A 20,368-nucleotide genomic window follows, 5' to 3' on the forward strand; every position below is an offset into this window, starting at 1 on the left:
GATTTACTCATTGCTCTACCAGTTTCTCTTTCAGCGAAACTCAATAGATAGCTCTGATGAAACAAATTTGCTTATCAACATCATTGTGAAAGAGTAAAATTTTTATTTTAAAAATGTGTTGTAATAATTTTTTCTTACTAATTTATACAATTTTAATTAATTCATTGGCAGTTTCCGATCGAGAAAAACATATAAATCGGCTCAGGTTTTTGCTCAATTTGTCTAAAATAGTTGAGGATCAGACAAATTTGAAGGTTTCTAGGTCATCAACAGAGTTGTGAATCCCGAAGGGGCCAATGGATGGGTGATTGTAAAAGCGTCCAATCACAAAGCAATTTGAAAATGATGAAACCTTGGTGTAAAGGGTTTGGAAATGATGTTGAGGTTATTCTGTTTCTTAAAGATGATGAATATCTTGCTTTTCATAAAGAATTGGATTAGCAAAATTTCTTTAAGTCAGATAATTTGTTTAAACAAATTATCTCAGCAATTGGTAATGGATGAAAAATTTAAAGATATTTCTTGTATAAGCAATTATTAATAGAAATTAAAGGTCTTAACTCAAATGAAAAACCTTATCGCTAAGTACAAAAATCAAAAGTCCGATAGAACTCATTGCAAGTAAAATCCCACCAAAAATAAGCGTGTTGCTTTTTTCAGGTTGTATTTGCTCAACAACTTTTTGAACAATTTTGTCATTTGTTTTTTTTGTCTTCTTTTTCTTACTCATTAGCTTCAGTGTTAGCTATTTGATGGACTGAAACTATATATAAACACAACTTTTCTTTGCTCCCACCTTTTCTTTTAATACCAAAATCATTCACCGATTAATGGTTTTAGGAAAATACACTTTATTAGGATGCTTCAAAATCCAAGCTTTTAGTTAAGTGGAGCGATGAAATATATCAACGCTAGGGAAGTGCAGTTAGTATCAATACAGATGAATTCAAGATCCATCAATAACTTTTGCTAAGCAAATATTCCAAATATAAAATTCTCATATAAATTTTTTCTAACCGATAAAAATCATGGTGCAAATCTCAATATTAGGTCTAGCTTTCTCAGAATGGGGAATTGGAAGATTCCCATTGGATTTAATTGTTTTCCTATCTGTGGTACTAATTTTTGCTTTGCCTGCGGGTATTAATCGAAAAAAAATATTTGCTGAAGGTGATGCATTTACTACTAGGTTGAAAAGCTAATAAATAACAATTCATTATCCTTTCGTAGCTGTATGAATATAAAAAAATCTAGATAGTGGTCATATAAGCAAGGAATCCAACAGGAATGAAGAGTAAGGCTGCAATCGTAAAGCGAACAAATTTCCCTGTGTCTGAATCTCTTGAGTAATCAGTGAAATGCTTTGTATTATTCCACTCGGACCAGTTTTTAGGGCGATTAGATGAGGTCATTTTTTAAAAATTAGATTGCTTAAGGAGAAGCAGTAAGAAAAAAGTACATATTTCTTGAATATAAAAACAAAATCCCTCTTAATGTAGTTCAGTCGAGGTAGTGCTAACCCTAGGTTAATTTCCCTTTAAAAAGATTTTGACTTTCCTCAAAATGTGTATCGGCTAATTAAACCTGATATTTATGACTGTTTTTATTGACCATGACAAATACATTTACCACCTTTCCAAGCAGAACATTTTTTCTTTTTGCACTTCTTCTTTTTCTTCTTATCTCCCATAAGAATTTAAATTTATATGGTGATGTTAGTAGAAGGAAATATGTCTTGTTGGAGTATCAAATTTAAATTTATATCAATAGAATCAACTTTATCAGTAATAAGCGAATCCCTTTAATAAATAAGTTGAATTCAATTTTTATTGTTTTAATAGTGAAAATAGAAACAATGACAAAAAGCAAAACCAAGAGTCCAAAAACATATTTAACCTTAAGTGCACATTCCAGTAAAAACGATTTTCTGATGAAAAGTTAGTGGCTAGTCAAATAACTGCAGTGATTGGTTTTACGATAGAAAAAGTTCATAGTGTTACATTAAATACAATCAATTTTGATTCTTTGATACATCCTTGTATCCAACCACATGAAGATGATGACTAAAAGACTCACATATCGGTATGCATTCACATTGTTGAAAATGAAGAAGGCTAAAGGCAGAAATGAATATATGGATTTAGCAAAAGAAGCAAATCTCTTATGGCATCAAATAGTTAGCCAAAAATCTAAAAACACGCCTCGAATTAACTGTAGGGCATAGTTAATCGATTGATAGCAATTATTTAGGCGAAAGCAGGGCTTCTCTCAACAAAAATGTTTTTTGTTATTTCAATAAATTTAATAAATTTATTTTTAATAAAAGATCCAAGACCAAGATCAATAAGGATGTGCATCAAAAGGGAAATGCAAAAAACCGCATAAAAAATCAGATGACAAATAAAGATATTGATAAAATCATTTTTTTCTTTTGCTTCATTTGTTTCCATTACATTCAAATTTGATGGGACGAATTCAGCAATAGAATTTACACCAGCTGATTCTACAAATCCAAATGAGATTAATTCCTGTTCTTTTACTGATTCATCAGCAGTAGCAGTCATAACGAAAGCCTTAACTAGATTAACAATACTTTCTTATAAATAGGTTTGGCTTATACCTTGATTATTTCGTTTTAAATCTTCTTCAAATAAGCCATTGATTCAAGATTTTTCATCATCATCATTGGAACTTTTTGCACATCAAACCTGTTTTTTATTTTAAAAAACTTATTTTTCAAGAAAGCTATAATAATTGCCATAAAATATTTTAATTTGTTTTATTAAATCAATAGAGAAAAAAAAATCAATCCGTAAGAATTACCAATAAAAAAGGGGTGGTAATGCCACCCCCTGGAGAAATATACTGTGAAATTCTAAATTCTACTTCGTAAAAAGAGAGCTCTTCACTCCAGCTTGTTCCCACTTTTTAATTGTTGGCCTTAGGAATGACATGGGTAGGGCTGTCAAAATTGCAAAAGAAACAACAAGAATCAAATCAGTAGTAAAATGATTTATTCCAAGATCAGTCCCTGCAAGCCAAAGCCAAGGAAATGCAGAAGCAAATAAATTAGTAAGCATAAATTGTCTTCAATTCAGGAAGAGCATAAAGACCATCGTGTTCATTTTATTCATTGCTTAGTAAAAATTATCACCGCTCCATGGCATTATCCGGAATTTATTTACAGCTCTATAAAAGTTCAGACTTAATTTGTTCATGAATTCATAGCTCTCTGTAATAACTAGCTGCACAAAAAAGGATTTACTAAGAGACCAATCTAAAAAGGTGAATGTAGCTGGACCAGCATCAATAATAATGGCTGCAATTATTGTGTTAAAGAAAAAGCAACTATTAAGAAGCAATAAATTAAACCAACTCCGCTAAAAAACTTTTATGGCAGAATGGAAATCTCTTATCAAAATCGAAATAATTAATAAAAAAACTATAACTAAATTGTGCATCAAGAACATCACGAAGACTCTAAAATACGGCAATGTTTCTGAAACAGATGGAACAATGGTTTAAAAGGGGAAACCATCATGCCAATAACAAATAATCCCTGTAGGAATGAAAAAAAAACATACTTTTAGTATGGTTTTAATATTCAAGTCAATTATGTCTACTTGGATCTGGTTTGTTTGATCAATGAGATAGTTTCTTCTAGATCTGAACAAGGCTGAATAGTTATATCCATTAATTTCCTCCAAGGATGCCACAGTTTCCATATCGTTTCTAAAGAGTCCGCCCTAACGACACAATGACCGATACCATTTTGAATCATAAAAACCCACGAATGGACCTCATAGGTTTCTGGTCTATTCTCTACTCCTCCTGTTTCGTACCACTTAACCAACATATCTCCACCTATTTCTTGATCTTCTCCATCATTAAATTCATAGGAGATTAGATAACGCTGCATAAATCGTGGGTATAAAAACAAACATAACTACTTTGCTGAGGGATATCAAAAATTCAATTAAATATTTCCTTTCTATAACTTGGTGAGCTTACCTTATGAATTGAAAAACATAATAAGGTCTTTTTTTATTACGGAATTACTTATTAATAAGAACAGCTATTAACAATAGTTTTTTTAATTAGCTTATTATCAATGGGATTTATCCAATTTTTCACTTGTTTAAGGTCCCCATTTACTGGGAGTTTACTATATAATCTATTCTCACAATCAAAAGCCATTAAGAAAGAATCAGAATTTATAATTTTATGATCTTCTGGATTAATCTCAGAGTATTTTGTTATAACTGAAAGGAAGCCTTTATTATTATATTTAATTGAATTAGGATCAATAAATACTAATTCATTATTTATCTTAGATACTTCTATCCAATCAATCTCTTCAGCAAATACCTTAAAAGAGGTAGAAGTAATTATTGAAAACAATAAAGATAAACATATTAATCCATGTTTTATACTATTTATTAAACTCATAATTATTTTTAGCTATTACTATAGTTACATCTACTAAAGCCAAAAAATAAAAAAAGTCATCTAAATCTTACAGTAAATATACATAAATTATCTTTTCTTAAAAACTTAAATACTCTAGTCTATATTTATTAATAAATAATTCAATCAAGAATTATTTCATATAAAAAGGTAATATTCAAATCCTATAGGCAGAGGAATAAAACAATTGTATTTATTAGCGCATTTAAAGTTCGACTCTATTTATAAAATTCCTCATATGAAAAATGTTGCTCCATTTCTCGACCCAAAGAGAAAAGAACTTCATTAACTGTTTTCAACTGTTTTTCCAATTCACTTCTCTTAAATTGTAGATCAACAAATCTTCTTTGCATCTCAGCTTGTGACCTCCTTCGATACTCATCAGGAAAATTTGATTGGTCTTTTGAAATTTGATTTTTCATGTTATGAAATTAATTTGGAAGAAGAGAGCATTTAAATCCCCTACTAAACTTTTATTTTTTTGTACCTGTATATCTATATCTGGTTTAATAGAAACAGACACAAATAGTAAATCCGTCTTAATGCCAGAGTATTTTGACCTCCGTTTTTTTACCGGAGTATATATTTGGACTTAAATATCGCTTGAATAATCTGGCAAGTTATTGCATATGCAGAAATGCAATGAATTATTCAAATCATAGAAGCCTAACTATTAACTTTTGCAAATTTAATTGCATTCAAATTCAGAGAAAACCCAATAGTGATATTTCCCTCCTATTTTGTTTACTAAATTAATTTCACTTTAATAAAAAGTTGTAATGATTCAGTTACAACTACTACATACATGAGTAAGTAGTAGTTATAAGAGGTATAAAGAAATCAAATAACTACAATAAAGAGGTATGGTTGACTAACTTTGCAAAGCAAACGACTAAAAATCCAACTTAGATTAAAAATAAGTTTTTAAAGAGTCATTAATATTAGGCTTGCTCTTCTTACTGATTTTATCAACTGAAATCAAGGCTAAATCATAGGAAGATAAACCAACCTCATTTTCAAAAGAAAATTTATTGTGAATTGTTTTTTGCTTGGTAATAATTGCTTTGGGAATCTTCATTCAAATATATCTATATATATCTTTAATAAAATCTAGATATAGTATTTTTTCAATAAACGTAAAGACACTTTGAAGAGTGTTCACCAAGAGTAAAATAATTTGAATTTGTTGATCAACCTAATTTAAGACCGAGGAATCTTAACAAAAAAACAATTGTAATCTCAAATTGATTCATCAGTGATAGCTTTATTTTTTGTTTTTTTTCTCTTTGTTTTTTGAAGCTTATAACCAAAATCAATGAGTTGATGATAGGTCAATTTAATTTGTAAAGCACTTAAAGAAAGACGTTTTTCATCATTTTTTTGAAGAAAAAAATTTCCTTTATTATTATTATCAGTCTCAATAGTAATAAACTCTTTCCCTTTCTTAAGAATCCAAGGCTCTTTTAGATAATTATCTTCCCCAATATTTAATTCCCATGGAACTGAGACTTGTTTTTTATTTGATGGCATTTTAGAAATTTGATACCATTAACTTTATTTTACATGTAATTGTTACAATAATCCAGTTAAATCATTCTTGAGCTTTGACGCTATTATTTGAGAAGCAATTGGATTGACCCTATTCTCATATTTTCTTGATCTATAAATCTGAAATTTACAAATATCATCTCCATTGAGAAAACAATCATCAATGAAATCATCAAGAACTGGTGATGGCATTAAATATAAACAGTTAAACAATTAACACGTTATTAGTCATAGTAAGCAAGTGCGTCTTAACACCTAATTTTCTTATTGTTGCTATATCTCATCACTACACACTTGAATCAATTAAATTATCATAGGCTATGAGCAAAGTTTCTAACCCTATATCCAGTCCTTAAACAGTTAGACCTGAAACATACATACATACATACAAAAGAAAAAAGAGATGTTGTAAAAAAATACGCAAATAAGAAAGCATATAAATTAATTAAACATATTTCTTTCCGCACCCAGAATAGGCAAATTTCTCAAGTACTCAGCTTGGGATGATTTGATGTTCCTGAGAAAAAAGATAAGTGTCTAAATGTGATGATCTTTACAAGCAATAAATACTAAATTCGTTTATAAGGATCATAAATACAAATTGACTTATGCTTTACATTCAGCATTGGAAATTCAAGCCTGGTTACCACCAAAAAGGTGCTGAGAAATTTTTAGCGACAGGTGCTCCTTATGAAGGAGCAGAAATGTTGGGTAGATATCACGCTCCAGGATCACTTGAAGGTTGGATTCTTGTTAAATCAGAAGACCCAAAAGCACTTTATCAGCATGCAGCTGAATGGGCTGAATTTCTAGAATGGGAAACAACTCCAGTATTTACAGATGAAGAAGCTGGCCCCATTTGCGCAAAAATCTACAGTTGACCAAAAACGTATAATTACCATAAGAGGAATTCAATATATTTTCTATTATTGGAGAGGAAGAGAATCCTAAATAAATAAAATCCTAAAACGTCAGAGAAGGAGGGCTATAAATATCTATTGACCAAATTGTTTATTTATTAATTTTCCAACTTAACAAGTAACATAGAAAATTTTGCGAAATATCATCATGAACCACCTAGAAGATCTAAAGTTTTTAGTTAATAGCTTTTTCAAGAGGAGAAGATCTAAAAGGAGAGAGATGAAAAGAGTTTTTCAATGGAGAAGGTATCTTGAATGGAAAGATTTAACATTTGAAGAAAAGCTCTCAGCTAAAAGATTCTTACTATTACCGGTATTTGCTTATCTAATAATAGGGATTTTTAATCAAAACCTATTCTTGATTGTTCTATTGTTAATCGGGTATGTACTTTATAAAAGATGGGAAAAAGGAGGTATCATTAAAAAGTAAAAATTCGCTTTTAAAGCAATAAAAAAGCTCCTTCCGTAATGACAGAGAAGAGGCCTTTTTATTAGTTATAAAACTAAGGACTAAACAATTCCTGGAATGATCCAACCTGTTATTCCGTAGTTAATCACTGCAGCAAAGAAGCCCATCATCGCTAGACGACCATTCATTTGCTCTGCTGTTTTCCAGTAGTTAGTTTCTTTGTTCATTACACGAAACCTGGAATGATTTGACCGGTTGTTAGGTATGCACCGACAAGAGCCAAGCAGCCAACAGATGCAGCGAGACCATTGAGTCTTTCAGCAATTACTTTGCCTTCTTCTACTCTTTGAGTTTCTGTAGTTTGGTTTTTCATTAAACGACACCTGGGATAAGTTGACCGGTTGTTAGGTAGATACCTGTTAGAAGAACGAATGCCATCATGGCTGGTCTGCCGATGCTTCTTTCTAAGATCGTTTTGTTAGATGGTTGCATTGTTTTAGTAGTTACTTGTTAGTAGTTATTGGTTTAGAAAATTCCAGGAATGATTTGACCTGTTGTGAAGTATGAAACCAAAAGACTGACCATTCCGATCATTGCCCAACGGCCATTTGTCTTTTCTGCTTCTTCTGGATAACTGGTGTAGTCCTCTACAAGCTGAGGCTGTGTTTCACGGCCAAAGATATTTTGCTTGCCGTACTCAGTGATTACTTGAGATGAGGTTGAACTTGTCATTACTGGAATTGCGTTGATGTGAAGTAATGTAAAGTATGGATTTTTTAAGTGAAAGATACGGTCGGGTACGGCTTCTTCTAACTCTTAATAGCTTTAAGCCTCAAACACTAAATACAGCAACTAATTAGAGAGATATTGATCACATGATTAGATTTATTGATCACTGTGATAAGTATAAATAGCCCGAACTGGTTAGCCCTACTTCAACCGTCCTACAGCACTTTAGAGCTCTTTTTTAGGTTGGATACACCTTCTAGACACACAGAAAAAAACCTTTAGTCATGCTTGCAATCAACAAAGCTACTGCTGCAAAACTAATTGTTCTGTGGAATCTTCCTGCACTACTGCTATTAGTTGGTGCTTATGAAGTTGGTACTTCCGTATTTTCTTAACTAACGTTGTATCTGAAGTTATACAAAAATCTCAATAAGTAAATTAAATAGTCAGATCAAAGTTCATCAAAATCAGAAGATAGTTTTTCCTGAAATCAAACATATAAGCCAGGGTAATATCTATAGCACTTATCCACCGATCAACAGGAGTAAAAAAGAACTTATCTGATAAGGAAAAATTATTCATACCAATAGATTTACTAATTGCTATTGGCAAAATTCTGGTGAGTTTACCCATCCTAGATATCTGATTTAGAAGCTAAATTCCGTCTGTCAGATTTTTTCTGATCTTTCTTATTGCTCTCCCGAGCAAATACTTAACGCTCTTATTCATGACCACCATTCAGCAGCAGCGTTCTTCGTTGCTCAAAGGTTGGCCACAATTCTGCGAGTGGGTTACTTCCACTAACAACCGTATTTATGTCGGTTGGTTCGGTGTATTGATGATCCCTTGCCTTCTTGCGGCAACAACTTGTTTCATCGTTGCTTTTATCGCTGCTCCTCCAGTTGATATCGACGGTATCCGTGAGCCAGTAGCTGGTTCATTCATGTATGGAAACAACATCATTTCTGGTGCTGTTGTTCCTTCAAGTAACGCTATCGGCCTTCACTTCTACCCAATCTGGGAAGCAGCAACTCTTGATGAGTGGCTATATAACGGCGGCCCTTACCAGCTTGTAATCTTCCACTTCCTTATTGGTATCTCTGCATACATGGGACGTCAGTGGGAGCTTTCATACCGTTTAGGTATGCGCCCATGGATCTGTGTTGCTTACTCAGCTCCTGTATCAGCAGCTTTCGCTGTATTCCTTGTTTACCCATTCGGTCAGGGTTCATTCTCTGATGGTATGCCTCTAGGAATCTCTGGAACATTCAACTTCATGTTCGTTTTCCAGGCTGAGCACAACATCTTGATGCACCCATTCCATATGGCTGGTGTAGCAGGTATGTTCGGTGGTGCTTTGTTCTCTGCAATGCACGGTTCTTTGGTTACTTCATCACTTATCCGTGAGACCACAGGACTTGATTCACAGAACTACGGTTACAAGTTTGGACAAGAAGAAGAGACATACAACATCGTTGCAGCTCATGGCTACTTCGGTCGTTTGATCTTCCAATATGCAAGCTTCAACAACAGCCGCAGCCTTCACTTCTTCTTGGCTTCATGGCCAGTGATTTGTGTTTGGTTGACATCTATGGGCATCTGCACCATGGCGTTCAACTTGAACGGCTTTAACTTCAACCAGTCTGTAGTTGATACTTCAGGCAAGGTTGTACCAACCTGGGGTGACGTACTTAACCGTGCAAACCTTGGTATGGAAGTAATGCACGAGCGTAATGCTCACAACTTCCCACTTGACCTAGCAGCTGCTGAGTCTACTTCTGTAGCTCTTGTTGCACCTGCAATCGGTTAAGTCTTTAACTTGATTTTTTTAAAGCCCTCTTTTAGAGGGCTTTTTTTTTTGCTTTTTTTTGATTTAATAAACAATAAAGGAGATGCACTAACAAATTCATTTAAAAACGGTTTAACTGTTAAGTCCTATTTCTCTAGCTCCCTTCAAAACCTATTAGAGATTTATAAAGTATTGATTGTTTAGTACTTGTCCTCTAATAATTAAGCAAATGAATATTTCTAAATTTCTAATTATTGAGGCTGCATTAGTAATAGCTTCAATACCACTTCTATTTTTGATTCAAGGTGGAATAAGAAAATCACCCCTTTTCAAAAATTCCAACAAAGAAGAACTATTAAGAAAAAATTCTCTCACACTCCCAGATAAAAAAAAACTTATTGAACTGGAAAAGAATGTACTGAGTCAAGGTAGTGGAATTGAATTTGATTCGCTTCTAGGAGATTGGAAGTTTATATCTGTCTGGAAAAAAGACATCGACGAAGAAGACTCTTTTTTCAGTTCATTACTTAGGGTCTTCTCTGCGAAAATAAAGTTCAAAAAAAATATCTCGTCTGATCATTCACATAAACTTGCTGTTATGGCATCCATACAATTTGGCCTTTTAACCATAGAGTTTTCAGGTTCAGGATATTTGAAAGGCAAACAACCTTTATTACCATTCTTTTTAAACCTAATCGAACTCAAATCGGGTTCAAATATTTTATTGAGCAGATCTCTGGAAGAACCGGAAGAAAAAGAAAAGCCATTTTTTGGCCTAATTGCATTGGAAGAAAATGGCAAATTGCTTTCAGCAAGGAGGCAAGGAGGTGCGATGATTATTTTGTTGAAAGATTGATTCAACGAGTAAAACAGATCATATTTATCATGAAAGTCATTCGCTATTTAAAAGAGAATAATTTCATAGCCACCAATCAAGTGAATTATTTTGAGTGAGATTTAAAGGCGAGGTCTTTCGAGGTGGTAATCAATCGAAATCTTGTATAACTTTCTAATTGGAACGCATTTAAATTGAATACTGCTTAGGATTATATTTTTAAATGCCGGAAGGACCAGAGATTAGACGCGCTGCGGATAGGATTAGCAAAGCTTTAATTGGTAAAGAAATTATTGAAAGTAATTTCTACTACGAGCGGATAAGAGAAAAGGAGGAGAAAGTTAAAAACAAAAACATCAAAGAGATAACGACTAAAGGGAAGGCAATGCTTATCCGATTCGAGAATGATTGGTCAATGTATAGCCATAATCAGTTATATGGGAGATGGACAGTTAATTTAAATACAACAAGAGTCAAATCAGCAAGAGCTCTTAGAGTGGTTTTAAAAACAAAAAAACATGCAGTTAGATTGTGGTCGGCGACAAATATTGATTTAATTCCAACTTCTGAAGAGGATGAGCATCCATTCTTAAAGAAAATCGGTCCCGATGTCCTAAATGAATCTTGTAGTTTTGAGTTAATAGAAGAAAGATTAACGTCTAAAAATTTCCACAAAAAGAAAGCCTCAACTTTAATGCTTGATCAAACTTTCTTCGCTGGATTAGGGAACTATCTTCGCTCAGAAATCTTATTCGATGCAAAAATACATCCAGATGATAGGCCATTTGACCTTGACAAAACGAAAATCACTCAATGGGCAAACTCAATCAAAAACATCTCACATTTAGCTTATAAAACAGGAGGATTTACAGTCTCAAAATCATTAGCAGACAAAAACAAAGCGAATGGAGAGTCCAAAAGATCTTATAGACATGCTGTTTTCATGAGAAATAAATATGAATGTTTAGATTGCAAGAGTCGTATAGAGAGGAAATGGTATGGAAAAAGGAAGCTTGATTATTGCCCTAGCTGTCAAATTCAAAGAGCTAAAGTTTAAACATTCCAGAAAATAATTACCAACTTGAGGAATTGGTTCATAACAGATATTTAGTCAAACTAGTTTTGATGAACGTATCACAAATGATTGACGTATTTAATTAATGATTAAATTGAAAAAGTCAGCTGTTAATAGATCTTCTCTTTTTAATAATGCAAACGTTGTACCTTTATACCCCTTACATACTCGCAATTTATTAGTTAATACGGTTGTATCTAGCCACCCCTTTTGAGTTTTTTTTATTTCTGAGAAGAGGCCTATGTTTTTACCTAATAACTGAGGTCCAATTATCCCTGCTTTTTTGAAGCTAACATTTATGCGTTTCTGATCAATAATGTTCAATTCAGCCAAAATATTAGTCGCCAAAATATTACCTAAAAAACCCTTGGGTCTCAAAAAATTAAGTCCTCTATCGTTTTCTGGATCTATTATTTGAAGATTATCTAATAACGGCGAATAGTTTAGGAAAGGAGACTTTGAACTACTCCATCTCAATTCCCACACACCTTTAAGATGGTTTATTTGCTTGGTTATGTCTACAGAAAATTCACATTCAGCTAATTCAATAAGCTGAATAATTTTCTTTGAATTTGGAGCTTGCTCTAGAAATTCTATCAATTTTAATGTGTTATCCATTATTAAACTCATTGATTGAAGACTATGTTTGATTAATATCTACTTTTGATGAGTGAAGAGTGTTGAATAGTCACACTATCTTCATTTGACTAGATCTAACAAGTAAAATTCATTTGGCATGATTCTTACTTAAAGTTCATCTAGAAAGATCAAGCCTAACTTCTAAAAGGCGAGTTATAGTAAGCCTTGTTAACGGTATAAAGAGTGTATAGAGAAACAGCTATACCCAAAAAACCAACCACTAGAATTGGTGAGAAAGACGGGAAAGCATACGTAGGGATTGAAGTCATAATGAGCAATAAATTACCTGTATGTTCTAGAAAATATAATTAACATTTGGCAGGGGTTTTCACGACAGTTAATCACGGTTACCTCTCCAATGGTTCTTAGTTATATGTTTTGTCAAAGATACTCCTGTATAAAAACCAACAGATTTATTTTTTAGATTAAAAGTCGTACTAAAAAACAGTTCATAACATTATTCAACAAGCTCAAGCTTATAAACAATATCTTTGCAGTTGTTTGCTTTGTCCCACTCCCTAGCAAATGGAGTATCAAGTATTTCTATAAAAGCTTCTAAGCTTGTGACGTTATAAAAAGAATGTGATTTATGGTCATTGATTTTGTTTAAGTCATAATCAATAACGACTCCATGACCATGTTCCTTGACGAAATTCTCAATCGTTTCTTCATAGTATTCAAATGAGCAATCAAACGTACATACAATAAAAAGTCTTTCCATTTGGTTAGACCCTGCTGTAACCAAGTTTGCTTTCAAAGATTTTCAATGGCAATCCAGTTGCTTCCATTGCCGCTTTACATTTTTCTCCAACAGTTCCATAAACCTCGACTGTAAAATTATGGCCAAGTTCTGCATGACCCTGTAAATATTCACCAACAGGTGGATTTGCTAAATGTGCAAGGAAAGCTTCGTCATTTTTATAAACTTCGGACCAAACGAAACAAAAAGGATTCTCGGGATCTTGATCAAAAGTATGATGCAACATTCCTGGTTCTGAATCCTCAACAGCTTTATCTGTTTTAGCGGCAAGTAATAAATATTCTTGAACCTTTTCGGGCTTCACTTGAATACGAGCAAGAAGAATAAAAGGTGTTTCGGCTCCGAATGACATAAATTTTTATGCTTTAAAACTAACCATTACATATTTCTTTTAAAAATTGCTGTACAAGGGGGCCTTCTTCAGGCTCTTCTGACATAACCATATTTAATTAAAAATGATCGTATCTTCAAATTGATGGCGTTAAGAACAAAAACGAACAGTTCCTGTCATAGTGGATATGGCAAGAGACAGATATCTGATATACATGATTTAGATACTTAAATAGGACATTATTATTCCCAACCGAACAGCGTTAATACTCAACTTTCTTTTTTATATAGACAAAATCTGTTTTCAGTTGCAAGGATGTTTATAAGTCCCTACTTCGACTATGGATTCATATACAAAAGATACACATAGGTACGCTTTTGAGCTGGTTAAAGCTGCAAGGTCAATGCCAGTCGATTTAGCCGAAAAGTTGCAACATATAAAACAATTGAGATTTAATTACCAACTAAAGGCTTTAAGAAAAAGAATCAATAAAAGAATCACCTAAGTATAAGCTAATAGACCATTTTATTGCTTTTGCTGAAGAGGTTTTTATGAAGTCCTCTCTTTAAATTGATCAGGTATTGGAAAATCTTCTCGTATTTGTTTTAAACGTTTTTTGTAAATAGTTTCGTAATCTGGATCACGGCTTTTATAGGCGTTGTAATTTTGCCCTTCAAAATCTTCTTCTTTAATTAATTCTTCTACTTGCTTTATAAGATCTCTATAAATATCTGCTCCTACAGTCTGTTCTTTTGTAAGTTCGCTTCCATGAGAATCAGCGTATTGAATAATCCCTTTGTAAGTAAAAAGCCATTGCCTCCTTGCTAGTGGATCTAATGCGATAACTTCTTTGACTATAAAGCTCGTACAGAGTTTGAACTTTACTTCTAAATCGTTAGTTTCAATCACAAAAGAAGGAGCTTATCTTCCCTAAATTGTAGATGGCTATTTTGGAATTCATTCATTCGGTTTGAATCCCTCAACAGGAATGGATTTGATTTCGATTTCAGTTGAGTAATTGTGATTCATTTTTTTCTGCATCTCCGAATTACTCGCCAAGAAGAAAACACCAAGTGCAGCAATAAATGGGAAAAGGTTTTGTATTGTTTTCATTAATTTTTTTCCAGTAGAAACGATCTCTTCAAACTCCAGAGAATTTACTTATTCAATAAGATCAAGAGAATAAACCACATCTTTGCAGTTATTTCTTTTGTCGAACTCTTTAGCTTCATCGCTTTCTAATGAGGCTCCAAATTCATCCATATCGGTGATATGAATTAACGTATGTGCTTTATGGTCGTTTACTTTTACAAACTCATAATCACTTACATAATCCTTCACCAAGCAACCGAAGAAATTCTCAGTAATTTCCTTTTCAAATTCTTCAAAAGTACAGCTAAAGGTTGAAATGATGAGGGTATTCATAAAAAATGATCCGAGCAATACATAGCATTACATTTTTTTTATAGCTTTTCTGTAGGAATAGTCATCTCTTTAGGTAGCTCTGACATATAAGGTATTTCATACTTTCAATCCTAATAGAGTAGAGCGGTCGAGAATTTAATCAGCCTTTCATAGCTTCTTCAATAATAGAAATCTCTCTGGTGTTTCTTCTATTAAGTCCACGAAGGTCTAATTGAAAGCGTATTACCTCTAATGCAAGCTTGTTAAATCGAAAGGTGGCCTGTACATATCCATGTGAGTAATCAGATTCAAAATATCCAAAACCTTTCAAGTCTTTTACAAGTAAATAACTATCAAAAATTTTGCTATACCATCTGATCAGCATACTGTTATCCATAATGTCAGCTATAGCTATACGAGATATAGTTTTAGTTCTTACAGCAAAGTAATCATTAAGGTCTTGGTAGATAGGTAAAAAGAATTTCATTAACCCTTTCTAGCTGATCTTTCGCAACTCATCTTCTTGCTCTAAGTAAAGTTATAAAAAGAGACCCTATCAATCACAAATAAATCAAAAGAATTAACACCCTTGCTTGGAGGCCTATAAAACGCAGTAACCTTAAACTTTAAAAATTAATTAATGAATATCTTTAATCCCTTTTGCTTTCAGCGATAGCTATATCAAGTGCTTTTATAACTCTTGAACCTGCAAAGTCTCAAGAAAAAATAAAAGTTACTCCATTAATTCAATCATCGAGTGGGCTTGGCGGTTAAAAATATCATATCCAGAATAGAAACGAGCTGAACTAAAACTATTAAAAGTCAATAATCCATTCGGATTAAAGACTCCCTTACATATACATCCAGCACCATTGCTGGTTTCCATAGGACAAAGAAAACTAAAACACTCAAGAGGTGAGACTAATAATTATATTTTAGCGCTGGAGAATCATTTATTTATAAATCCTAAAGCCAAGCAAGGGATAGAAAATCTGATCTTTATCTCATAACATATGTAATATGTAATCTCCATTTTAAGGCTATAAAAAATATAGGAAGCTTATCAGCTGCCACTAATCTATAGGACTATTGATCTATGGTTTCATTTGCTAGAGCAAGAACAAGATCATTGCTATCAAGGCTATGGCCTGTGACAGAAAAAGCCCTCAACAATCAAACACTTGATTCGCACAAGTCCAAAAAGCTAATTGAAGATATTGCCGAGCAAAACAAGTGTTTCTTGGAAGCAAGCAAGAATGGTGGAATGTGGTTTTCTTAGAGAATTGACATAAAGGCAAAGGGAGACCTTTCTCTGAACGATATTGGCGGAAGGATTAGAACCTGTGATCAAGCTCTCCAAAAAACCAGAGAATAGTTATATGAAAATATAATTAATTAGAAAAAAAAAACTATTGAGATGATTCTTAAAATCAAGAGAAGTATTAAAACATAAAGTATCGAATTCTTTAACAAGCAAATAAATTATTGAACATCAGTTATTTATTTGTCTCTTCTTCAATGTATTTTTTAAGGGTATAACCATGACAATCAAATGGATATTCTGCCCTAGTCATCTCGCTTGCTTGAGTCTTATCAGCATCATTACCTCTGAATTTTCGACAATCACATATAAAGTCCATCTTTGTACCATCTTTATAATCTTTCACTCTCGCATCTAGCCATTTTTTTGCTTGCTCTGGCATCTCATTACAGGCAATCCATGAACCCCAGAACAGTGCATCAAACATTTGTATTGCTTCTGCTCTTTTATTTGGCCCTGCTAAGTCCTCACAAAAATTTCGTACTGGACAGTCTTTTCTGCTGATATAAAACTTTTTAGCTTGATTCTCATAACCTCTGACATATGTTTTTTTATTATTTACTGCATCCAAAGCAGCGTTTAATTGATCTCCTCCAAATGTATTGGTTATTCTCGCTTTATCAATTGATATCTGATCAGTCAGTTCCGTTTCACTTTCAATAGATACATCATCCCTTCTGACATCAAATTGTCCAAGCACTTCAATTTGTTCAGTCATCAAGATTCAACTCATATTCCATAAGATTGAATAATTTTATTCTAATTTGTTCAAAACGATCTATGGCTTAAAAAGAAAAGTCCTTTTAATTATTAATTGATTTTTACACCATTACAGTTGAAACCACTGCACTGAAGCTTGAATAAGAGAGATAAGACAAAATGATGGAAACTTGGAACAGCCTTATCTAGACAAATAATAAAAATCAGCAAAGAAATCAACGTCATTGAAAGGTACTGCATCCAATGGATACCTAGATTATCTAACCCATGATTATTAAATCCTTTGATCTCCATGGAATTCTTTTGGAGAATCCTAACCCAAGAAAAATTATGTGGTGGCTTTGGTTAAGCGGTACTTAAGATAAAATTTTTGTATCGGATTCTTTATTGAAAGGATTTTTTCATAAAATTCATCAAAATGTTGAATTATCGGTTTGAAAGGGTTCATATCCATTGTCTTGTCCTAAAGCTAAACGATTACTGAAGTGCCGATTTGGAATGCACCAGCCAAGAGAAGCAAAGCAGGAAGGTTCCAAAGAACTAAAACTTTGAGAGCAGTTTTTTTATAAGTTGCAGCAGTCATTTTGATTTTGGAGGGAATGTTTTTGAGAAACCATGCGTGGATTCTCTAAAAGTTAATTAAAAAGTTGTCTGAGTGAGGTTCGGTCGAGGTAGGGCTAACCGTGAAATTAACTTTTTTTTATGAATCAAAGCTCTATTAGCCCTGCATCATGTAAACAAGAAACCCAATAAAAATAGCAAGTTTTCCAACTACGAAATAAGGAATGAACTTTTTGATTCTTGCTTCAAATATTGATTTAGTAGTTGAAGTCATATAAGACCCAAGCTCCCAAAAGTAAAACCAACTCCGCAGAAGAAAGCAAATTCAACTAAATCTCTGCAACCTGATGGGATTGAATTTAATGCAACGTTAATTCGTTGAGCCATTTGACCTTGTACTCGCAGGTGAATGTGGAAAGATACTATAAAAGTAAGAACAAATACCCAGCTACGTGACAGTTTAGAGGTGGGGTTATCGAGAATTAGTTAAGCTTATGATTCAAAATCTCCTTCAATTCAAAGTAATTGAAAAGAACCAGCAAAGAAAGTGCTCCAAAAATAATTGCCCATAGAGCAGCGTCCTTTAAAAGCTCTTTCCCATAATTTTTCATTGATATAGCCAAGCCTAAATGGGAATAGATTCATAAACCCAATCATGCAGCTTAAAAAGTCTATTTTTTTTTGTTGAATTATTAAGTAAGCAGTTATTAATCCAAGAATAGATCACATATTTGTGGTAAGTCCTCAAAAATTTGGAAGTGCTTTCTTTACTAAATTTCCTTAGCTAAATATTCAATATAATTTTTCAAAGTAAAACCATGAGAATCATCATTCCCTTTTACACAATCAATATCATCAATAAGGTCTAAATTATGTCCAGCCATTAGTTCCTTTACTCTGGCATTAAACCAATCCTTGAGGGGTTTCTGAATTGCATTTTTTTGATGTTGGGACCATAAATAAGTATCAAAAGCTTTTACAGCATCCTCTCTGCTCCACCTTGGTAGACCAAGAAAATGATTTTTAACAGGACAATCTTTCCTATTGATATAATGCTTTTTCGCAGTCTTAGACATTCCTCTTATATACCGTTCTCCTGCATGTGTATTTTTAACTAACAACTGACCTGCCGTATTTTCATCTTTAACTTGAATCTCTCTCCTAAGTTCCTTTTGGCCTAAGACTTGTATTGGATCCATAACTAGTTGGCTTTTTTAAGATTACAAAATTTCAACCGAAAATTTTTGAATACATTTTTCCAGTAATTAATTATAGAATCAGGAATAGGTTTATTTAGGGGCATTTGGAAAAAGAGTGCTTCAAACATTAATTTTTAACCTCTATTCACGCTTAGACAGAATTTGTTTCACTTCCTCACCATGAACAAATTTGATTTCACCTGAATCAACGTTAGCGACTTGAAAAAGTATAGGAGTATCTGGATCTCTTGCACCTCCAACAAATAAGAGATCTATCGTAATCTCATCTTATCCAACAAGAACAGTATCTCCAGGTTTAACATTAAGAAATTCAGGCTCATTGATCTTTTTCTTTTTTACCGTCTCTGATTAATGGGTTTTTTGGAAAAAAGAACGTTACTAATCGACCAAAGAAAAAGCTACCTAATAAAACGAAGCCACCTCCACCAAAATAGATTAGTAGATTCGCTTGTGTAGAGGATGCAAGGATTGGAATCATTCTTTTTATAATTTACTTGCGATTAAGACAAACATTAGTATCCCTGATACAAGAACAATATCAATAGGCAAGTGATAGTTAATATCCATGCTTATTTAAGAAAAGGAAGAAATTTGCTGAAGGTTGCAGGAAATGATCCAATGATCAGAGCCAACAAACCAAGAACAACAGCCACAATCGCAGCGTCTACTAAAAGATCTTTCCAGTTGTATTTCATAAAACAATCATATTACTTTTACTGTTGAGTTTTTATAGGCTTAAAGACCAGTTGCACCAACTGAGCAAAATCTTGCATCACCCTCGACTCTGCGCCCTATATCGATTTTTTAAAGCAAGAACCTATGATGATCTCCCATGCCGTCAAGAGGGTAGTCGTTTTCATACTGTTCAACAATTTTAGTTGAAACATTAAATTTACTTATTAAGTTAGAGATTCTTTTGTTAATTAAACGAGAAATGAAAGCCATAAAACTTTTCAAGTTGTGCTCGTTATAACGACAGGCCAAACACTTTCAAGTGGTTGATACGGAAAAGAAGTTTTATTTAGGTACAACAAAAATATAATCAAGATATCCCAACCACTGTTATGCAATGGCCTATTTGTTAGGCGATGTTAAATATGTGGACGAGTTTAACGCCATTGCGTAATTTACTTTTTCTCTCACTAGCAGTATTACTGACAGGTTGGACCAATACTGGAGATGGAGGGGATTTCTCATCAGGTTGGAATCCATCTTTCCCTAGTCAGCCAGAAACTTTTACTATTGATGGAGTTCTGGCCAATATGCTGAATTCTATTACTAGACAAGTGAACACCCCCAATATCTGTGATTACTGGGAAGGGGTTTATGACTTAATTAATTGATAGCCTTTTACGAGGTTATATAGCCCCCAACCAAAAGCTCCAAGTACAAGGCCATAAAAAACAAATGGAACAATTGGATTTTTATACAAAAAAGACCTAACCTTTTTTTGAATATTTTCTTTATCAAGTACGGGTAACTTTAATTCAACTGGTTTTTCTCTTGGAGGGAGTCCCAATTCTTTTCTTCTTTTAGCTTCTCCCATAAAAAAAGAGGACGTAATCCTTTAAAGATAAATCGGAGTTGGGCTTTGGCTTAAAAAGATTTAGACGGTTTAATAAAAAAAATAATTATTTGGC

Annotated in this window: 37 protein-coding genes; 10 read left to right on the plus strand and 27 right to left on the minus strand. The window is 33.1% G+C overall.

From position 1 onward, the window contains the following. Positions 1–556: 556 nt before the first annotated feature. Positions 557–730, minus strand: a complete 174-nt coding sequence (locus O5640_RS02995) for a hypothetical protein (RefSeq protein WP_269613149.1) — start codon at positions 728–730, stop codon at positions 557–559. A gap of 298 nt (positions 731–1,028) precedes the next feature. Between O5640_RS02995 and O5640_RS03000 the strand changes: the two genes are divergently transcribed. Further along, positions 1,029–1,202 (plus strand): hypothetical protein, encoded by a 174-nt coding sequence (locus O5640_RS03000; RefSeq protein WP_269613150.1) that lies wholly within the window; start codon positions 1,029–1,031, stop codon positions 1,200–1,202. Positions 1,203–1,250: 48 nt separating this feature from the next. Here the strand turns inward: O5640_RS03000 and O5640_RS03005 are convergent, their stop codons facing one another. After that, positions 1,251–1,412, minus strand: a complete 162-nt coding sequence (locus O5640_RS03005) for a hypothetical protein (RefSeq protein ID WP_269613151.1) — start codon at positions 1,410–1,412, stop codon at positions 1,251–1,253. A 529-nt stretch (positions 1,413–1,941) separates the two neighbouring features. Here O5640_RS03005 and O5640_RS03010 point away from each other — a divergent pair. Beyond that, positions 1,942–2,067, plus strand: a complete 126-nt coding sequence (locus O5640_RS03010) for a hypothetical protein (protein ID WP_269613152.1) — start codon at positions 1,942–1,944, stop codon at positions 2,065–2,067. A 179-nt stretch (positions 2,068–2,246) separates the two neighbouring features. Here the strand turns inward: O5640_RS03010 and O5640_RS03015 are convergent, their stop codons facing one another. The 7 genes from O5640_RS03015 to O5640_RS03045 form a co-directional block, all read right to left on the minus strand. Beyond that, positions 2,247–2,564 carry a hypothetical protein gene (locus O5640_RS03015; RefSeq protein ID WP_269613153.1) on the minus strand — a complete coding sequence of 106 codons (318 nt, stop codon included), beginning with the start codon at positions 2,562–2,564 and terminating at the stop codon, positions 2,247–2,249. 318 nt (positions 2,565–2,882) lie between these two features. Beyond that, positions 2,883–3,080, minus strand: a complete 198-nt coding sequence (locus O5640_RS03020; protein ID WP_038653268.1) for a hypothetical protein — start codon at positions 3,078–3,080, stop codon at positions 2,883–2,885. 539 nt (positions 3,081–3,619) lie between these two features. After that, positions 3,620–3,919 (minus strand): DUF3303 domain-containing protein, encoded by a 300-nt coding sequence (locus O5640_RS03025; protein ID WP_269613154.1) that lies wholly within the window; start codon positions 3,917–3,919, stop codon positions 3,620–3,622. Positions 3,920–4,062: 143 nt separating this feature from the next. Further along, complete coding sequence (locus tag O5640_RS03030; RefSeq protein ID WP_269613155.1) at positions 4,063–4,449, minus strand: hypothetical protein; 387 nt, start codon at positions 4,447–4,449, stop codon at positions 4,063–4,065. Positions 4,450–4,685: 236 nt separating this feature from the next. Continuing rightward, entirely contained in the window at positions 4,686–4,889 is a 204-nt protein-coding gene (locus O5640_RS03035; protein WP_269613157.1) for a hypothetical protein, read from the minus strand. 817 nt (positions 4,890–5,706) lie between these two features. Continuing rightward, positions 5,707–5,997, minus strand: coding sequence for a cytochrome oxidase (locus O5640_RS03040; RefSeq protein WP_269613159.1), 291 nt, complete (start codon positions 5,995–5,997; stop codon positions 5,707–5,709). A 42-nt stretch (positions 5,998–6,039) separates the two neighbouring features. Next, a complete protein-coding gene (locus tag O5640_RS03045; protein WP_269613160.1) occupies positions 6,040–6,207 on the minus strand; it encodes a hypothetical protein in 168 nt (55 codons plus the stop codon). 416 nt (positions 6,208–6,623) lie between these two features. On the opposite strand from O5640_RS03045, the gene O5640_RS03050 reads away from it, so the two are divergent. Together O5640_RS03050 and O5640_RS03055 are read left to right on the plus strand one after the other, a co-directional pair. Beyond that, entirely contained in the window at positions 6,624–6,896 is a 273-nt protein-coding gene (locus O5640_RS03050; protein ID WP_269613161.1) for a DUF3303 domain-containing protein, read from the plus strand. Positions 6,897–7,083: 187 nt separating this feature from the next. Beyond that, entirely contained in the window at positions 7,084–7,365 is a 282-nt protein-coding gene (locus O5640_RS03055) for a hypothetical protein (RefSeq protein WP_269613162.1), read from the plus strand. 80 nt (positions 7,366–7,445) lie between these two features. Here O5640_RS03055 and O5640_RS03060 read toward each other — a convergent pair whose 3' ends face one another. From O5640_RS03060 to O5640_RS03075, 4 genes are read right to left on the minus strand one after another with little or no spacing between them, the layout of a single operon-like run. After that, the gene (locus O5640_RS03060) at positions 7,446–7,571 is read right to left on the minus strand and encodes a chlorophyll a/b-binding protein (RefSeq protein WP_011294605.1); all 126 of its coding nucleotides are present in this window, start codon (positions 7,569–7,571) and stop codon (positions 7,446–7,448) included. After that, on the minus strand, positions 7,571–7,717 hold the full coding sequence (locus O5640_RS03065; protein WP_269613163.1) for a high light inducible protein: 147 nt from the start codon (positions 7,715–7,717) through the stop codon (positions 7,571–7,573). The genes O5640_RS03060 and O5640_RS03065 overlap by 1 nt, the downstream gene beginning before the upstream one ends. Further along, positions 7,717–7,836: a high light inducible protein gene (locus O5640_RS03070; RefSeq protein WP_011294968.1), complete on the minus strand. Its 120-nt coding sequence runs from the start codon at positions 7,834–7,836 to the stop codon at positions 7,717–7,719. Before O5640_RS03070 ends, O5640_RS03065 begins: the two co-directional genes overlap by 1 nt. A gap of 33 nt (positions 7,837–7,869) precedes the next feature. After that, the gene (locus O5640_RS03075) at positions 7,870–8,076 is read right to left on the minus strand and encodes a chlorophyll a/b-binding protein (RefSeq protein WP_011823186.1); all 207 of its coding nucleotides are present in this window, start codon (positions 8,074–8,076) and stop codon (positions 7,870–7,872) included. Between the two features lie 724 nt (positions 8,077–8,800). Here O5640_RS03075 and psbA point away from each other — a divergent pair. The 3 genes from psbA to nei all read left to right on the plus strand — a co-directional run bounded on the left by psbA (position 8,801) and on the right by nei (position 11,754). Next, positions 8,801–9,883, plus strand: coding sequence for a photosystem II q(b) protein (psbA, locus tag O5640_RS03080; protein WP_011294225.1), 1,083 nt, complete (start codon positions 8,801–8,803; stop codon positions 9,881–9,883). A 208-nt stretch (positions 9,884–10,091) separates the two neighbouring features. Then, positions 10,092–10,718 (plus strand): hypothetical protein, encoded by a 627-nt coding sequence (locus tag O5640_RS03085; RefSeq protein WP_269613164.1) that lies wholly within the window; start codon positions 10,092–10,094, stop codon positions 10,716–10,718. A gap of 202 nt (positions 10,719–10,920) precedes the next feature. Next, entirely contained in the window at positions 10,921–11,754 is an 834-nt protein-coding gene (gene nei / locus O5640_RS03090; RefSeq protein WP_269613165.1) for an endonuclease VIII, read from the plus strand. Positions 11,755–11,850: 96 nt separating this feature from the next. Here the strand turns inward: nei and O5640_RS03095 are convergent, their stop codons facing one another. From O5640_RS03095 to O5640_RS03105, 3 genes are all read right to left on the minus strand, one after another. Continuing rightward, positions 11,851–12,390, minus strand: coding sequence for a PAP/fibrillin family protein (locus O5640_RS03095; protein ID WP_269613166.1), 540 nt, complete (start codon positions 12,388–12,390; stop codon positions 11,851–11,853). A 478-nt stretch (positions 12,391–12,868) separates the two neighbouring features. Then, positions 12,869–13,132 carry a hypothetical protein gene (locus O5640_RS03100; protein ID WP_269613167.1) on the minus strand — a complete coding sequence of 88 codons (264 nt, stop codon included), beginning with the start codon at positions 13,130–13,132 and terminating at the stop codon, positions 12,869–12,871. Between the two features lie 4 nt (positions 13,133–13,136). Continuing rightward, positions 13,137–13,523, minus strand: coding sequence for a putative quinol monooxygenase (locus tag O5640_RS03105; protein WP_269613168.1), 387 nt, complete (start codon positions 13,521–13,523; stop codon positions 13,137–13,139). 319 nt (positions 13,524–13,842) lie between these two features. Between O5640_RS03105 and O5640_RS03110 the strand changes: the two genes are divergently transcribed. After that, entirely contained in the window at positions 13,843–14,007 is a 165-nt protein-coding gene (locus O5640_RS03110; RefSeq protein ID WP_269606035.1) for a hypothetical protein, read from the plus strand. A gap of 44 nt (positions 14,008–14,051) precedes the next feature. On the opposite strand, the gene O5640_RS03115 is transcribed toward O5640_RS03110, so the two are convergent. The 4 genes from O5640_RS03115 to O5640_RS03130 all read right to left on the minus strand — a co-directional run bounded on the left by O5640_RS03115 (position 14,052) and on the right by O5640_RS03130 (position 15,393). Continuing rightward, positions 14,052–14,411, minus strand: a complete 360-nt coding sequence (locus O5640_RS03115) for a hypothetical protein (RefSeq protein WP_269613169.1) — start codon at positions 14,409–14,411, stop codon at positions 14,052–14,054. Between the two features lie 48 nt (positions 14,412–14,459). Next, positions 14,460–14,615 carry a hypothetical protein gene (locus tag O5640_RS03120; RefSeq protein WP_269613170.1) on the minus strand — a complete coding sequence of 52 codons (156 nt, stop codon included), beginning with the start codon at positions 14,613–14,615 and terminating at the stop codon, positions 14,460–14,462. A 48-nt stretch (positions 14,616–14,663) separates the two neighbouring features. Beyond that, the gene (locus O5640_RS03125) at positions 14,664–14,927 is read right to left on the minus strand and encodes a hypothetical protein (RefSeq protein WP_269613171.1); all 264 of its coding nucleotides are present in this window, start codon (positions 14,925–14,927) and stop codon (positions 14,664–14,666) included. Between the two features lie 139 nt (positions 14,928–15,066). Continuing rightward, a complete protein-coding gene (locus O5640_RS03130; RefSeq protein WP_269613172.1) occupies positions 15,067–15,393 on the minus strand; it encodes a hypothetical protein in 327 nt (108 codons plus the stop codon). 609 nt (positions 15,394–16,002) lie between these two features. On the opposite strand from O5640_RS03130, the gene O5640_RS03135 reads away from it, so the two are divergent. Then, complete coding sequence (locus O5640_RS03135) at positions 16,003–16,185, plus strand: hypothetical protein (protein ID WP_269613173.1); 183 nt, start codon at positions 16,003–16,005, stop codon at positions 16,183–16,185. Positions 16,186–16,402: 217 nt separating this feature from the next. Here the strand turns inward: O5640_RS03135 and O5640_RS03140 are convergent, their stop codons facing one another. The 6 genes from O5640_RS03140 to O5640_RS03165 form a co-directional block, all read right to left on the minus strand. After that, positions 16,403–16,945, minus strand: a complete 543-nt coding sequence (locus O5640_RS03140; RefSeq protein WP_269613175.1) for a hypothetical protein — start codon at positions 16,943–16,945, stop codon at positions 16,403–16,405. Between the two features lie 1,079 nt (positions 16,946–18,024). After that, complete coding sequence (locus O5640_RS03145) at positions 18,025–18,153, minus strand: hypothetical protein (RefSeq protein WP_269613177.1); 129 nt, start codon at positions 18,151–18,153, stop codon at positions 18,025–18,027. Between the two features lie 125 nt (positions 18,154–18,278). Continuing rightward, positions 18,279–18,707, minus strand: coding sequence for a hypothetical protein (locus tag O5640_RS03150; protein ID WP_269613178.1), 429 nt, complete (start codon positions 18,705–18,707; stop codon positions 18,279–18,281). Between the two features lie 141 nt (positions 18,708–18,848). Beyond that, positions 18,849–18,989, minus strand: a complete 141-nt coding sequence (locus O5640_RS03155) for a DUF3104 domain-containing protein (protein WP_332299697.1) — start codon at positions 18,987–18,989, stop codon at positions 18,849–18,851. A gap of 55 nt (positions 18,990–19,044) precedes the next feature. After that, entirely contained in the window at positions 19,045–19,206 is a 162-nt protein-coding gene (locus O5640_RS03160) for a hypothetical protein (protein ID WP_269613179.1), read from the minus strand. Positions 19,207–19,297: 91 nt separating this feature from the next. Next, entirely contained in the window at positions 19,298–19,423 is a 126-nt protein-coding gene (locus tag O5640_RS03165; protein WP_269613180.1) for a hypothetical protein, read from the minus strand. Positions 19,424–19,816: 393 nt separating this feature from the next. On the opposite strand from O5640_RS03165, the gene O5640_RS03170 reads away from it, so the two are divergent. Beyond that, positions 19,817–20,071 carry a hypothetical protein gene (locus O5640_RS03170; protein ID WP_269613181.1) on the plus strand — a complete coding sequence of 85 codons (255 nt, stop codon included), beginning with the start codon at positions 19,817–19,819 and terminating at the stop codon, positions 20,069–20,071. Here the strand turns inward: O5640_RS03170 and O5640_RS03175 are convergent. Further along, a complete protein-coding gene (locus O5640_RS03175; protein ID WP_011823953.1) occupies positions 20,053–20,274 on the minus strand; it encodes a DUF2839 domain-containing protein in 222 nt (73 codons plus the stop codon). The two genes, O5640_RS03170 and O5640_RS03175, sit on opposite strands and share 19 nt — an antisense overlap. Positions 20,275–20,368 lie beyond the last annotated feature (94 nt).

This window comes from Prochlorococcus marinus str. MIT 0912 (assembly GCF_027359595.1).
Classification (GTDB): Bacteria; Cyanobacteriota; Cyanobacteriia; order PCC-6307; family Cyanobiaceae; genus Prochlorococcus_B; species Prochlorococcus_B marinus_C.